Source organism: Flavihumibacter cheonanensis, from assembly GCF_022352215.1.
GTDB classification, from domain to species: domain Bacteria; phylum Bacteroidota; class Bacteroidia; order Chitinophagales; family Chitinophagaceae; genus Flavihumibacter; species Flavihumibacter cheonanensis.
The window spans coordinates 1,627,854-1,641,846 of the sequence record NZ_JAKRWF010000001.1; the positions used below are offsets into that span (position 1 = coordinate 1,627,854).

The following is a 13,993-nucleotide window of genomic DNA, read 5'->3' on the forward strand; positions in this document are numbered from 1 at the left end:
GCAAAGATCAGTATTTAGTTCGTATTTTACTGAAAACAACCGGCTTGGAAAACAGGTTCTACCTACCTCATCCTCTTTTACAGGACAGTATTCACTGCATCATGCCGGTGCATGCAATTTTTGACACCCCTGATCCTGCAACTCCCTGTTTTTACCCACCCACACCGCAAAATTCATTGTTCCTCTACCTGCGGGATCCCATCAGTGCTCAAATCGATCCATCCAGGGATTTTATACCACAACCCAGAGCGGTTATTGTAGGGCCACAAACAAAGCCAGTTTACCTCCAACTTCACCGGGAGCACCTGGCTATCCGGATAGGTTTTCATCCTTCCGGGTTGTATCATCTCTTGGGTATGCCCCTGCATGAACTGGTGGATAAAAGTTTTGATGCTACTGAGTTTTTTGGCCGGCCACTTACGCAACTGGTCAATCAGTTGCAGCATTGCAACGGATTCGACGAAATGGTGCGCCTTGTGGAACTTTTTCTCCTCGATCAAAGGATTTGCCAGAAGGCGATGCTTCCATTCGACCAGGCCATGCAGGTTATGCTGCAAACCGGTGGTAATTGCAGTATTGATCAGATTGCTTCCCTTGCCTGCCTCAGCAATCGTCAATTTGAGCGGGTTTGTAAAGAAAGGATTGGTCTTTCTCCCAAATACTTTGCGCGACTCATACGATTTTCCCGCGCTTACCGCATGCACGAGGAACAACCGGAGGCAACCTGGACAACCATCGCACACCATGTTGGCTATTTTGACCAGATGCATCTGATCCGGGATTTCCGTGAATTCACCTATAAATCACCCCGGGGTATTGAAAAAGAAATCAACCAGGCTCCCTTGAAAATGCAACGCGACCTCCGCTTATAATGTCGGATTTGTACTAGTTTTCACACATTTCAAAAGAGATTTTTGCAGTAAATAATTCGTTATGAAATCTTATTTACTGTTGCTGCTGACTTTCTTATTGCAAGACCAGGCACAAGCCCAGGATTATTCACGACTCGGTAAACTGGAAAAAGAAAGATTCACTGTTTATTTCAGTAATGGCTATCAGGCACGTGCAAGCGAAATTTCCAACCTGGTGGATACGGCTTTTACTTATTTTACCAATCAACTCTCCTTTCAACCGAAAGTGGATCTGCTGGTACTGGCAGAAGCAGACTGGAATACCTATTCCAGGTTTCGAGTGGTATATGGAATGCCACATTATGACGACCAGCGTACACTAATTGTTGCCGCGCAAGACAACCCCTTCTGGAAAAGTTTTATCCCACCCCTCAGCGAAATCCCGGAACGATGGAAAGTTCCAATAAAGTCCACTTATAGCCGGCCTGATGGTAGTATTAGCGCAAGTGCCTTTTTTGATATACTGGCGCTTCATGAACTGTCCCATGCATTTCATATGCAAGCCAATATCAACATGCAACGCAAATGGATGGGTGAATTATTCTGTAATATCATGACTCATAGTTTTGTTGCAGAAAAAAAACCGCAATTGCTGCCGGCCTTAACGGTCTTTCCCAATTTTATAGTATCCGGAGGTTATCAGCACTACAAGTTTACCAGCCTGGAAGAACTTGAAAAAAATTATGACCAGATTGGCAAGGAGTATCCGCAAAATTATGGCTGGTACCAATGTAACTGGCATAAAGCTGCTGGTCATTTTTATGATCAACATGGACCAGCATTTGGGCAACAAATTTGGAAAGCATTTAAATCCCAGCCTATCAGATTCTCAGATGCTGACTGGAAAACATTCCTGAAAGCACATCAATTAACACCATTGGTAAAGCTGATGGAAAATTGGCCGGATTTCGGACCTTAGTTGTTCAAATGAACTCATATGATCACATTTATTGGAATGGGGTTGCTTGGTTCCAACTTTACCAAAGCGCTCCTGCAACAAGGCAATACTGTACAGGTCTGGAATCGTATGCATAAAAAAGCAGTAGCTCTTGAATCCGCCGGAGCAAAAGCCATCCAGGATATACAGCAAGCCGTTAAGGGCATCAAACGGATCCACCTCACGCTTTCGGATGATGCATCCGTGGACAGTGTATTGGCAGCCGCTGAACCGGCACTTGAAAAAGGTTGTTTCATCCTGGATCATACCACCACCTCCATGCAGGGTGCTATCGATCGCACCAGGAACTGGGCTGAAAAAGGCATCCACTATGTACATGTACCGGTATTCATGGGGCCCGCGAATGCACTCGAAAGCACCGGATATATGCTGATTTCCGAAGCATCACCTATTCTGGACCAGGTTCTTCCGATGATACTTCCAATGACCGGAAAGGTATTACAATATGGAACCAATCCTGGTCGGGCTGCTGCCATCAAACTAATGGGCAACTCTTTCCTTATAACCATGACCACTGGCATTGCCGATATGCTGGGCGTTGCCAAATCAATGGGTGTGCCTAATGAAGACATTACCAACTTATTTGAGAACTGGAATGCAGGCGCCACTGCTCCTGCGCGCCTAACCCGTATGCTTAGTGGAAAATACGACCAGCCTTCCTGGGAATTGCAAATGAGCCGGAAAGATGCGCGTCTGATGCTGGAAGTTGCCGAAGCAGCCGGCAAACAGCTCGCTATCTTACCCGCATGCGCAACCGAAATGGATCGCTGGCTTGCAAAAGGGATGGCGGAAAAAGACTGGACGATTATCGGGTCGGAGCACTTGTAACCGTTTCCTCTTTGCTCAGACCGCTAACCTGAAAATAGAGGACCGGTTTTTCATCCTCGCTGAACTGGCAGTCCACTGTAATCTTATGTTTACCCGGTACCATCACCGGCAGGTCCCGATCGAGTGTCAGGGTCTGCCGGTGATTTCCTTTTGCATCATAGACCTGTACCTGCCGTTTGCCTTCTGTAACCAGGGACTCTCCTGCTAACAGTTCTACTGGCAAACTGATTTCGTAATAATCATCCACCTGTAAACTAATCTTGCCGATTTTCCCTTCCTTGCCTTCGGCATTCATCCGGAACTGAAGTGGTTGTTCTTTCCATTGCTGGCTGAATTCAAACAGGCTATGAGTTGGTTCACCTGGCTGACGAATAAAATGCTCCCGTTTGAACAAAGGAGATTGTTCATATTGAAATAATTTCCACCTGCCTTCTGCAATTTTTTCCAGGTGGAAAGCCAGTTGCGTATTTTTTAATCGCTCTTTCTGATCCGCGTTAAATGCACCTGAATTTCTCGCAGCTTCCCATTCACGGATAGCATCCAATAAAAGGCCGGTTCTTGCATTTTTTCGAAGCGCATCCGGTCTTGCCACCATCGCAAACCCTGCCCCATATCCAGCCGCCCTGGCCAGCATCCATTCCATTTCCGGCAGTGTAGTACTGGCTGTAAGCAAATACCAACCCAGCATCGGTGGCATCAGGTTACGATGAAACAATCCCTGGTTATCGATCCGGTACTGTTGCATGCTTTCCTTAAATCCACCATACCAGGGTTCACCCCAGTTATAATAGGATCCGATATGCCAGTAAAAGGTTTTGCTGGTACTGGTACCGGCAATAAAATCATGTTTCACCTGATCGTACACATCCTTTGCAAACATTTCCAGCGCATAATCACCCTGGCCGGAGGCCAATGCACCTTCATGCCCGTCAAAATCCAGGTGGTTCACACCCGTTTCATTCATCAGCTGCGCAATATTGGATGCTACTTCCCGCTGCATATTGAAATCAGGAAAAAATACTTTGTAGCCATGATCAAACAATTTACCTACCACTGAACCCGCAGCATGTGCTGTTGGCTTTGTTCCAAAAGCACCCCGTTGGCAATCAAGCAAACGGTAAGGCGCTTCTTTGGTCACTGCCCGATACCGGATCAGCTCTTTTCCGATTTTAATAGTATGTAATTCATTTCCCTGTTCTGCGTTGAAATATTCGGGAGATCTCACCACCAATTCACTTTCACTGGCATCTATAGCCGAAACCAGGATAGAACTACCGGTAACGCTTAACCGATCATCTGGTAGCGGGGTGATGTAGGCATCATTGGTAGTGATGAAATTGGTAAGGGTGTGTACCCCAAAAAACAAACCGGCCGCTTTTGTTTTTGCGGCAGCTTCCTTCAACCCTTTTCTTCCATTGGGGAATTGGGTACTATCCAGCTCAAAATGTCCCCAGGTACGGAACGGCCCTTCATGATAGAGCGAGATCAGTCCCGCTCTTTTGGTATACGCAATCATCTCTTCCACATCCTTCTCTCCAAAGGAGGAAATAAGGTAGGATTTTCCAAAATAGGGCGACTTCTTAAACCATACACCATTTACCGTAGGATGAGGTAATCCCTCAGCCAGTTCAATGGCTCCCAGGCGGTCCAGGGTTCCCGGCTCCTCGCAACTAAAAAATGCAAGCTTGCTTCCATTTACCGACTCCCCTTTCAATGCAGGAACCGGCATGTTTTTCTGAACACCTACCCAGGCATCCACGGTTCGGTTTTTATCGCGATTGATGCTATAGGCCTGCATGGTACTACCCCAGGTATACTTACTGGCGGCAATGCCTCTTTCCCAGGTAGTTCCTTCTTTATTGGGATAATTTCCACCCAGTGTTTTGGGATTCAATACCTGTATGCCAATGGCTACCTGGTCATCGCGCACTACCCCAATCACTTCTCCAACCAATTTTGTAACAGTAGTTGGAAAAGGACCCCAGATCACTGCATCCAGCAATTGTTTAGGTTCTGCACGTACCAATTCAACTACCAGGTGGGTAGACCGGATGCTCACTTTAATATCCGCCTGGCCTTTAATATCCGGATAGAATAAACGAATGGTTTGACTGGCCTTATTCCAGGTCGCTTTGGCTGGCAGGTATTTTTTATCCCCAATAACCAATTGCATAAGAGGAGCAATCGTATCTGTGGCAAGGTAATTTTGCTGATTCGGCAAATGCGTGATGGCAGTCAGAAATCCCTTTTCATCCAGCTTAAGTGCCAGTTCTCCCGCCTGGAGATTGACCTGTGCCATTGCAAAGGGACCCGTCAGGAGCAATAAAATACAAAACAGCAATGCGCCTTTTTTCATAACAATCGTTTTAGTTGAGAGCTTACCAGGACACAATCTGTGGATTTTTCGGAGTATTCCATCTTTAACAGCTTAATTGGATAAGGAAATGAAATCATTTGGTAATTTTCAGGCCATGAAACAGGTATCCTTTGCGCTGCTTATTACCGGGCTTCTGCTGGCCGGTTGCGATAATTCCATGAAACCGAGAACCAGCAACAGTTTCGAAGAACAGAACCAGAAAAACAGACTGGCCGGCACTCCCCTGCCCTCATTACAACTCGTGAATATTAAAAATGAACCGTTCGACCTGGCTTCCTTAAAGGGTAAAAAAGTACTGGTAAACCTATGGGCAAGCTGGTGTGCCCCCTGTCGCGAGGAAATGCCCTCGCTTGATGCGCTGTACAAAACCATGGATCCCGGCAAAGCCACTATTGTGTTGTTGAATGTGGACAAGGATCGCCAGAAGGGAGTTGACTATGCATTGAAAAATAATATCCAGTCGCCCGTCTATTTTACCGATCAGGCGCTGCCCCCTGTCTTTGAAGTTTCGGGTATTCCGACCACGTTCATCTTCAATGAAAACGGTGAACTCATTGACCGTATTGAAGGTGCACGTGATTACAGCACCGCCACTTACCAGCAGTTTTTTCAGTAGCTTAGGGAAAGCTTTCTGATATATGAAAAGAAGAGACTGGCTCCAATTACTGGGTGTTTCTACCCTTGGAGCCTCCCTACCTGCCTGGGCACAACCGCCTGCAACCATGCAATCTAAAAGTAAAGGCAGTTTTTCACTGGATGGCACGCGCCTTCGGTTTTATCATCCGGATATCAAACAGGCTTTTCAAACCGTCGTGATCGCTGACACTCATTTGTTTCGGGACGATGAGCGCGGTATTCCCTACCAATCCTACAGTGGCCGAATGGCCAACGCCTATAATCAAACCCAGCATTACCTTACCGGGGAAGCCACCAACCCTGAAAAAAGCCTGGCTGCCGCGCTCAACCTCGCGGCCGATAAAAAAGCAGCACTGGTTGCCCTGATCGGTGATATTGTCAGCTTTCCATCAGAAGCAGCTGTTGATTTTGTGCTGGATAAGATGAAAACGGCTGGATTGCCATATGTATATACGGCTGGCAATCACGACTGGCATTATGAAGGCATGCCCGGCAGTTTATCAAGTTTACGAAGCGAATGGATTCAAAAGCGCTTACTCCCGCTTTACCAGCAACAGAACCCCTTGATGCAGGTAACGGAATTGCAGGGTGTACGAATTGTAATCCTCGATAATTCCAATTACCAGATTACAACAGAGCAGTTGCAGTTTTTCAAACAGCAGCTGCAATACGGGCAACCTGTTGTGCTGATGGTTCATATTCCACTCTATGCACCGGGCAGGTCCGTAGGTTTTGGTTGCGGCCATCCGGAATGGAATGCCAAATCTGATAAAAATTTCGAATTGGAACGCCGCGAACGATGGCCCGAAACAGGCCATACAACTGCAACCATGGATTTTCATCATACGGTATTCAATGCACCCAATATGCTCGGTGTAATAGCCGGACATATTCACCGCCCTTCACTGGATATCATTAACGGCATCCCGCAGGTGGTAAGTGAAGCCAATGCACGTGGTGCCTGCCTGGAAGTTGAATTCATCCCTACATCCTGATCATTTATGTATAAAAAAATCATTCAGCTCTTTATCTGCTCATTTATAACAGTGTTCGTACAGGCTCAATCCGTTAATATCAATTCCAACGCTTGGAAAAGTGTAATAAAAGAGACAGATCAGCTTTTTACAGATTTTGCCACCAAAAACAACCAGCCAGGATACATCTATGGCATTGTTGCAAATGGGAAACTGGTGCATTTGAAAACTTCGGGTATGGCTAACCGGGAGATGGGAAATCCGGTTAAACCCGGTTCTGTTTTCCGTATTGCATCCATGTCGAAAAGTTTCGCAGGAGTAGCTATTCTTCAATTACGCGACCAGGGCAAACTGCAACTCGATGAACCGGCGCAGCTTTATATACCGGAACTATCTGACATACAGTATCCTACCACCGATGCACCACCGATCACCATCCGGCACCTACTGACACATGCCGCCGGATTTCCGGAAGACAATCCGTGGGGCGACCGGCAACTGGATATTTCAGAAGATAGCATGCACGCCATGTTCAAAAGAGGGATATCCTTTTCTACAAGTCCGGGTACCGCTTATGAATACAGCAATATGGGATTTGCCATGCTGGGTGCCATCATTAAAAAAGTATCCGGCATGTCCTACCAGGAATACATTGAAGAATATATCTGGAAACCACTCGGCATGCACCATACCTATTGGGAATACAGTGCTGTACCCGATAGTACACTAGCAATTGGATACCGTTGGCTGAATTCCAGCTGGGAAGCACAACCGATGGAACACGATGGTGCATATGGCATCATGGGCGGCATCCTTACTACCGCAGAAGATTTTTCAAGGTATATGAACTTCATGCTAAGTGCCTGGCCGGCCAGAAATGGATCCGATAACAGTCCGCTTCAAAGAAGTTCTTTGCGAGAAATGCAGCAACCCTGGAATTTCGCAGGGCTGAACCCCAACTACAAGTACCCGGATGGAAGGATTTGTCCAACTGCAGCCGGCTATGGCTACGGACTTCGCTGGAGCAAGGATTGTGAAGGTCGTATAACGGTGGGGCATAGTGGCGGATTACCAGGTTTTGGCAGCAACTGGACCATCCTTCCTGAGTATGGAATCGGCATTGTGAGTTTCATCAACCAGACCTATGCACCCGCCACCACTTTGAATATTCAATCGCTCGACCTGCTGGTAAAGAAAGCCGAACTACAACCCCGGGCTGTTCCACCATCCCCTATCCTATTGCAACGTCAACAGGAACTAACTGCCTTATTGCCGGATTGGAAAAATGCTGAACAATCGTCCATCTTCGCAGAAAATTTCTTCTTCGATTACCAGGTTGACAGCTTACGGAAAGAAGCCAAATCAGTTTTCCAGGCTGCGGGGAAAATTCTCCGGAGTTCTCCGATTATCGCGGAAAACAACCTGCGGGGAACGTTTACCCTTCATGGAGAAAAAGCTGATTTGAACGTGTATTTTACCTTATCACCCGAGCAACCAGCTAAAATCCAGGCTTATCGTATACGATTGGAACCCCGGGAAAAATAAGTTAATTCCCTCTGTACGTGGAATAACCAAATGCGGATAAAGTAATCGGCACGTGATAATGAGAGTTGTCTTTGATTTCAAAAACTATTTCCACAAAGGGATAAAAGCTTTCCAGCTGCTGTTTTTTGAAATAGTCGCTGGTCAGAAAAACCAGCTTGTAGATACCTGTATTGGACTTCCCTTCCGGCAAAAAATCACCAACCCGGCCATTTTTATCTGTTGTTTTTTGATCCACGACTGTCCACGATTTGGCTGCAGGATCCATTTTTTCTAAGCGAATGGGTACACCAGCCGCGGGTGCACCCTTAGCAATATCCAGGATATGACTCGAAAGCTGGTAGTTATTCGACTGCGAAAAACAAACCATAGAAAAACAGGCAAAACAAACTGCCAGTAGTACTGATTTCATGACGAAGTTATTTGGAAGAGAAACAGGAAGGGATGAAAAGAGTTTACCGCACAAATGTTAAAATATACCCCAGCAGCGCACCACCCACAATTATCAATGCACTGTTGACGCGGGGATAAAAAAAGGAAACCAAAAATCCTGCAACCGCAATTACGATCATTCTCCAGTCGGAAATGGTTTGCTGGCCCATTTCAATCAATACCGCCAGGATGATGGCTACCGAAACTACATTTACCGTATCGAGAAAAGCTGCCATAACCGGAGATTTTCGCAGATACGGAACTATTCGCTGTAACAGTGCGACAAACAAAAAAGAAGGTAGAAAAATGCCAACAGTAGCCGCAACTGCACCTCCAAAACCACCCAATTGCCAACCAATAAAAGTTGCTGCCGAAAATACAGGACCAGGTGTAAACTGTCCCACAGCAATGGCATCAATCAACACCTGTTTCGATAACCATCCCTTACTTACCAATTCTGCATCCAGAAAAGCAAACAGGACATAACCGCTGCCATATAAAATAGAACCGATCTTTAAAAACATCCAGAAGATTTTCCCATTCATCAGATCAGGAACTTCCTGAACAATCTGTAATAGTGGAATTGGCAGAAATCCTTTCAAACTGCGATTGGTGAGTGCATAATACAGTAGTATACCAATTGCCCCGGCTCCAAACAAAACATATACTTCATGCATACCTGCCAGTACAGCTATCAGCGCCAATATACCCAACAGTGCCAGCTGTCTGTTTTTCACCGCTTTTTTACCCAGACTGATCATCACCGCCAGCACTACTGATAGTACGGCCGGTTTGATGCCATAAATAAAAGGAGCTACTTCCGGCAATTGCCCGTATCGCTGATAGGCCCAGGCCAACAGACCTGTTATCAGCACCGCAGGAACGATAAAGCAAACACCCGCAACTACCAAACCTTTCCAACCTACCCGTTCAAAACCACAGTGCATCGTCATTTCTGTGGAATTGGGACCGGGTATTAAATTGGTGGCACCCACCAGGTCGAGGAAATGTTGCGCGGTCATCCAATTGCGCTTGCGCACCACCTCTTCTTCCATCAGGGCGATATGCACAGCCGGACCACCAAACCCGATTATTCCAAGTTTCAGAAATACACGCGCCACTTCGGTTAGCCGTTGCCGTTGGTTTGATGCCGGACTGGCTGTTGACTGCTGCTCCATAACAGCCGCTAAAATACTAAAGCCCTGCTTTTAACGGTTCCGAAAACCCGATAATAAGATTCAGAAACAGATTTCTTCCCATACGGGGTATCCTGTTCCAATCAGCAAATGTGGTATAATACCTGTTGAAGATGTTTTCTACTCCACTTCTAAGCTGAAAGGTATTTTTCTTCCATTTAAATTGGTATCCGGCCCCCAGGCTTGCGATGGTATATGCCGGTGCAGCAGTTTCACCAAATAGTGGACTGTACTTCCATTGTTTTACCGCCCCATCCAGGCTGGCCTCTGCAGAGAACGCATTTCTGGCATATTGCAAACGAACGCCATAAGAAAATGGCTGCATCATTGGTAAATCCAGCTGCTCATTCGTATATCCTCTGCGGTAAATAGCTTTTCCGGAAACCGATAAACCGGAAACAATACCATAACTGGCATTCAAACTGCCGGAGTAAACTGTTGCAAATGGAACCTGTTGATAAATTTTGATGCCGGATGCCCCAATTGTCATGGGTATCAATCCGGGTGATGGCATTCCTACAATATAATTTCGGATCTGAAACGAGCTACCCTGCCCTTTCAAACTAAACCGATCCGTTGCAAAAGCAACAGTTCCGTTCAATGAAAATGATTGCTCATTTTTTAAACCGGGATTACCGATATAATCAAACCGGTCAAAACTGTTAAACAGATAAAATCCATAACCCTCCGAAACACTGGGTGCGCGTTCGCTGTAGGAAGCCCCAAACGAAAATCGCCAATTGCCGGGATGGTACTGCAAATTCGATCCGAAATTTTTCAGGAATCGGTTTTTTACAGACTTCATATCCGGGTAAAAAATTTGCAGTGATTTAACTCCGGATTCATCTTTCAAATGATGCTGCTGAAAAGCAACACCGGCTGAACTGTTGAGCGTCCATTGATGGTGGAACTGAAAATTATCCTCCATAAAAAGTCCGGCATACCAGGTATGCACATCTGGCCAGGTCAGCATAAACATCTCCTTTTCATTCGGATCATTTGGGTACATGGTCATCTCCGCAAGCGATCGGTTATGATGCGCACTGGCAGTTAGTTTGAACTGATGACGGGATGATTTCCCTTCCATTCGGCTATACATGCCCGTTGTTGTACTCCAACCGGGCATATCCATACGAATCGGCACAACCGGACGTTTCGTATCGTCCATGATATGCGTCACTTTGTTATGATATAGTTTAGTTTCCCATTCCTGCCAGGTGGTTGACAGGTGGTGACGGGTATACCCAATAGAAGCAATAACTGCTTTTGCGCTGGATACATCCATCGGCAATGCGGGGTATCCGATATCGCGTGCATCATCAACAATAACAGAAGCTTCCAGCTGCTTATGCTCATTCAATTTAAATCCTGCAGCTGCAGAAAGATTGAATTTGGAAAATTGACTGTAAAGGATTTCCTGGTTTTTTCCGTCGCGATAATTTTCCGCTTTTCGAATGGTGAAATCAAGATCAGTATACCATCGGTTTCTGCTATACGAAATGTCCGAACCCAAAATGCGTTGTTGGTTATTGGACTCAAAACCACTGAAGAGATGGGTCAAAAAAAGATTGTTTCCAAAACCGGATTTTTTTCGCACCAGGTCCAGACTTCCACCAATGGATGCACCATGCGCATTTCCTGATTGTCCATTTTTTATATCGGACCTCGACAGATTCGTTGTTTCCACATAGGAACTGACCGGGTCCATTTTATCGGTACAGGCACCGTAAATGCGCATACCATCAATTGTAATTACAGAACGCTCTGAAGAGAGTCCATTTAACATGGGCTCCCATGCATAGGCTCCTCTTTTGATCAGATCAACCTGTTCGTGTGAGGAAAGATATTGATCCACGGTACTCAGCAGATTACTGTTTTTATTCCGGCTTGCCTGGCGGGAAATCACAATTACCTCGGTTAATTCCTGAACTTTTGTAGAATCTTTTTGCGCAGGTACTGTCTGACCTGTGGAGGACAGGCCAGACAGTAACAATGCGCAGCATATTAGCTGCTTCATTGTAGGTGCTTTAAAATTCAACTTCAAAAAACAGGCTGCTGGATTCATTATCACCTGCAACAGGTTCTCCCTTCACAACCGTTCCATTTGCATTCAGCAGTTGGAGATTAATTTTCCAGTAACCGGTCATGGTCAGGCTCAGTTTGCCCCGGTACATCTTATCTGCACTCTGTGTAAGATGGATATTATTGGGGGATCCATGATTACCCATACCAGGCATACGCGGATCAATCTGGATGGTATAGTTATCTACCGGGTCGAATTGCATCATGTTGGTCATGGTGTAGAGCAACACACTCATATCATTTAATGCAACTTTTGGATTGGAAGGCTCCATCATCGCCAGCACATACCGTTTGTTATCAGATCCCATTACAGATTGTACTTTCCTGCGTGTTGGATCTGTAACCTGAATGCGTTCTTTTATCGTATAGGTTTGTCCATTGATCGTATAAGTAAGACTTAATTCCCAATATTCCATATCGTTTCCCGGCATTTGGAAAACAATAAATCCCTGGTAGGTGTATTGAGCACCCTGTTTTTTTTCAATTGCTGAAAAAGGACAGGAGTGACTCATATTCATCATTTTCATAACCGGCATCCAGCTACTGGTAGCATTGTCAACCAGGCTACCACTGGTGGTTTTTATCTGGAAATAAATGGGATTATATCCGGTTTCAAACTTTCCATTTGCTGTGTACAGGTCTATAATATGCGTGGCATTCGAGATTGATTTAACGAGAGTAAGGCCTTCCAGTTCATCCGCGGGTGCGGGTTTTTCATCATTTTTGGAACAGGCGGTAAATAGTAGGGTAAGGGATAACAGTCCCCATATGAACAGAGATTTCATTTTTATAAATTAAATAATTAGACAATAGATGGGTTAGAGTGCTTATGCTATTGTCTGCGGAGGGCGATCCGAACGGGAGAGAAATTGAAACTTATATAAATTGGAATATACAGCAACAGGAGCAGGCTGATCAGTTACCAGAAGAGAGGGTAATTGCAACTTAATTTTTTCGGTTGGTTGAAAAAGCAGGTATTCTGCCTGAAGGGAAACAAGGGTTTCGTTGGCTTCTTTACATTCTTTTTCTTTCAGCAGCTGGGAGAGTTTACATTTTCCATCACAATGCAACTGCGGCCGGTCTTTATTCACACAGAATGTGTTGATAAAAGCGGTGGTATCAACCTGGTAATACATTAACAACAGGGAGTTCTTCATTGCTCCAGTAAGCACTACCAGTAATAAAACGCTGGTTACTATGTTGTGAAGTAATCGCACCTGACTTATCTACCCTGCGAAATTACAACAACAGTACACTTACTCCAAAAAGCATTTATCAGGAACAGGAATGATTTTCATCAGGCTTATTCATGCACCTGACAGGCTTCCAATATATTTCCATCCGGGTCCTGAAAAGTAAAATAAGTAACTGCATGATCAGTAATCAGATCAGAAACCTGCACACCATTTACCTTTAATTGGTCAAGAGCAAGCACCGCATTACTAGTTCTGAAAATGGGATAAGAACTAGTAGTTGATTTAGCCGCTATTGGCTGATCTGTCTGCCAGATGGTTAAACTGGTAGCACTTTTTGTATCCAACACCGCCAGTTGATGGATAGGATCTTCATACATGCAGACAAGCTGTAAATTTTCTAAGTACCAGGATTTTGACCTTTCAAGATTCGAAACACGAATAATGATGGTGTCAATTCCCTGAAATAAAGATTCACTCATAATTAAATTTATTATGAAAGCAACCACCGGATGCGTTCCCAGGAGATCAGGTAGTGCAATATCGATATAGTCGCAAACAGATTGGCAGCTTTACTAAGATGCAAATTTTTCAGCATCCAATATCCTGCAACGAATAAAAAGACTTCCAGCAGTATCCGAACCCAACCGGGAATGGCAACGATCGCTTTACCAGGGTCACCGGGAACTTTGAAAATTCCCCAAAGCAGCATACCAGCGAGTGGTATAAGCAAGCTGAACAGGTATTTTTGAAACCCTTCAAAACTATGCCACGACCAGTAAGCATAGATGCCAACCAGTGCGAGTTCCAGCCCGAAACGTAATAGCAGATTAAGCGGATGATTATGCATACTACCTCAAACAA

The 13,993-nt window shown here is 45.2% G+C and carries 14 protein-coding genes; 6 read left to right on the plus strand and 8 right to left on the minus strand.

Translation table 11 applies throughout. The features are described 5' to 3' along the window. Positions 1-44 precede the first annotated feature (44 nt). The 3 genes from MD536_RS07190 to MD536_RS07200 all read left to right on the plus strand — a co-directional run bounded on the left by MD536_RS07190 (position 45) and on the right by MD536_RS07200 (position 2,697). Entirely contained in the window at positions 45-872 is an 828-nt protein-coding gene (locus tag MD536_RS07190) for a helix-turn-helix domain-containing protein (RefSeq protein ID WP_239597137.1), read from the plus strand. A gap of 61 nt (positions 873-933) precedes the next feature. Next, positions 934-1,830, plus strand: a complete 897-nt coding sequence (locus MD536_RS07195; RefSeq protein ID WP_239597139.1) for a hypothetical protein — start codon at positions 934-936, stop codon at positions 1,828-1,830. An 18-nt stretch (positions 1,831-1,848) separates the two neighbouring features. Then, complete coding sequence (locus tag MD536_RS07200) at positions 1,849-2,697, plus strand: NAD(P)-dependent oxidoreductase (RefSeq protein ID WP_239597140.1); 849 nt, start codon at positions 1,849-1,851, stop codon at positions 2,695-2,697. Here MD536_RS07200 and MD536_RS07205 read toward each other — a convergent pair. Next, positions 2,675-5,053 carry a hypothetical protein gene (locus MD536_RS07205; protein WP_239597142.1) on the minus strand — a complete coding sequence of 793 codons (2,379 nt, stop codon included), beginning with the start codon at positions 5,051-5,053 and terminating at the stop codon, positions 2,675-2,677. The genes MD536_RS07200 and MD536_RS07205 overlap by 23 nt on opposite strands. A 115-nt stretch (positions 5,054-5,168) precedes the next feature. On the opposite strand from MD536_RS07205, the gene MD536_RS07210 reads away from it, so the two are divergent. Genes MD536_RS07210 through MD536_RS07220 form a run of 3 tightly spaced genes read left to right on the plus strand, consistent with a single transcriptional unit; the run spans position 5,169 to position 8,229 of the window. Next, positions 5,169-5,690 (plus strand): TlpA family protein disulfide reductase, encoded by a 522-nt coding sequence (locus tag MD536_RS07210; protein ID WP_239597145.1) that lies wholly within the window; start codon positions 5,169-5,171, stop codon positions 5,688-5,690. 22 nt (positions 5,691-5,712) lie between these two features. Continuing rightward, positions 5,713-6,705, plus strand: coding sequence for a metallophosphoesterase family protein (locus tag MD536_RS07215; protein ID WP_239597148.1), 993 nt, complete (start codon positions 5,713-5,715; stop codon positions 6,703-6,705). Positions 6,706-6,711: 6 nt separating this feature from the next. Further along, entirely contained in the window at positions 6,712-8,229 is a 1,518-nt protein-coding gene (locus MD536_RS07220; RefSeq protein WP_239597150.1) for a serine hydrolase domain-containing protein, read from the plus strand. 1 nt (position 8,230) lies between these two features. On the opposite strand, the gene uraH is transcribed toward MD536_RS07220, so the two are convergent. The 7 genes from uraH to MD536_RS07255 all read right to left on the minus strand — a co-directional run bounded on the left by uraH (position 8,231) and on the right by MD536_RS07255 (position 13,979). Then, positions 8,231-8,638, minus strand: a complete 408-nt coding sequence (uraH, locus tag MD536_RS07225; RefSeq protein ID WP_239597154.1) for a hydroxyisourate hydrolase — start codon at positions 8,636-8,638, stop codon at positions 8,231-8,233. A 43-nt stretch (positions 8,639-8,681) separates the two neighbouring features. Then, a complete protein-coding gene (gene chrA / locus MD536_RS07230) occupies positions 8,682-9,836 on the minus strand; it encodes a chromate efflux transporter (protein ID WP_239597157.1) in 1,155 nt (384 codons plus the stop codon). A gap of 16 nt (positions 9,837-9,852) precedes the next feature. Further along, positions 9,853-11,871 (minus strand): TonB-dependent receptor, encoded by a 2,019-nt coding sequence (locus tag MD536_RS07235; protein WP_239597164.1) that lies wholly within the window; start codon positions 11,869-11,871, stop codon positions 9,853-9,855. 10 nt (positions 11,872-11,881) lie between these two features. Then, positions 11,882-12,721: a FixH family protein gene (locus tag MD536_RS07240; RefSeq protein ID WP_239597167.1), complete on the minus strand. Its 840-nt coding sequence runs from the start codon at positions 12,719-12,721 to the stop codon at positions 11,882-11,884. A gap of 42 nt (positions 12,722-12,763) precedes the next feature. Next, positions 12,764-13,153, minus strand: a complete 390-nt coding sequence (locus tag MD536_RS07245) for a hypothetical protein (RefSeq protein ID WP_239597170.1) — start codon at positions 13,151-13,153, stop codon at positions 12,764-12,766. A gap of 86 nt (positions 13,154-13,239) precedes the next feature. Further along, positions 13,240-13,611 carry a VOC family protein gene (locus MD536_RS07250; protein WP_239597172.1) on the minus strand — a complete coding sequence of 124 codons (372 nt, stop codon included), beginning with the start codon at positions 13,609-13,611 and terminating at the stop codon, positions 13,240-13,242. An 11-nt stretch (positions 13,612-13,622) separates the two neighbouring features. Then, the gene (locus MD536_RS07255) at positions 13,623-13,979 is read right to left on the minus strand and encodes a YrdB family protein (RefSeq protein ID WP_239597174.1); all 357 of its coding nucleotides are present in this window, start codon (positions 13,977-13,979) and stop codon (positions 13,623-13,625) included. Positions 13,980-13,993 lie beyond the last annotated feature (14 nt).

What these genes read in the sequence shown, in the direction of transcription:
- MD536_RS07195 (WP_239597139.1), top strand. Translation starts at nt 934, where the DNA reads ATGAAATCTTATTTACTGTTGCTGCTGACTTTCTTATTGCAAGACCAG.
- MD536_RS07200 (WP_239597140.1), top strand. Translation starts at nt 1,849, where the DNA reads ATGATCACATTTATTGGAATGGGGTTGCTTGGTTCCAACTTTACCAAA.
- MD536_RS07205 (WP_239597142.1), bottom strand. Translation starts at nt 5,053, where the DNA reads ATGAAAAAAGGCGCATTGCTGTTTTGTATTTTATTGCTCCTGACGGGT.
- MD536_RS07210 (WP_239597145.1), top strand. Translation starts at nt 5,169, where the DNA reads ATGAAACAGGTATCCTTTGCGCTGCTTATTACCGGGCTTCTGCTGGCC.
- MD536_RS07215 (WP_239597148.1), top strand. Translation starts at nt 5,713, where the DNA reads ATGAAAAGAAGAGACTGGCTCCAATTACTGGGTGTTTCTACCCTTGGA.
- MD536_RS07220 (WP_239597150.1), top strand. Translation starts at nt 6,712, where the DNA reads ATGTATAAAAAAATCATTCAGCTCTTTATCTGCTCATTTATAACAGTG.
- uraH (WP_239597154.1), bottom strand. Translation starts at nt 8,638, where the DNA reads ATGAAATCAGTACTACTGGCAGTTTGTTTTGCCTGTTTTTCTATGGTT.
- chrA (WP_239597157.1), bottom strand. Translation starts at nt 9,836, where the DNA reads ATGGAGCAGCAGTCAACAGCCAGTCCGGCATCAAACCAACGGCAACGG.
- MD536_RS07235 (WP_239597164.1), bottom strand. Translation starts at nt 11,871, where the DNA reads ATGAAGCAGCTAATATGCTGCGCATTGTTACTGTCTGGCCTGTCCTCC.
- MD536_RS07240 (WP_239597167.1), bottom strand. Translation starts at nt 12,721, where the DNA reads ATGAAATCTCTGTTCATATGGGGACTGTTATCCCTTACCCTACTATTT.
- MD536_RS07250 (WP_239597172.1), bottom strand. Translation starts at nt 13,611, where the DNA reads ATGAGTGAATCTTTATTTCAGGGAATTGACACCATCATTATTCGTGTT.
- MD536_RS07255 (WP_239597174.1), bottom strand. Translation starts at nt 13,979, where the DNA reads ATGCATAATCATCCGCTTAATCTGCTATTACGTTTCGGGCTGGAACTC.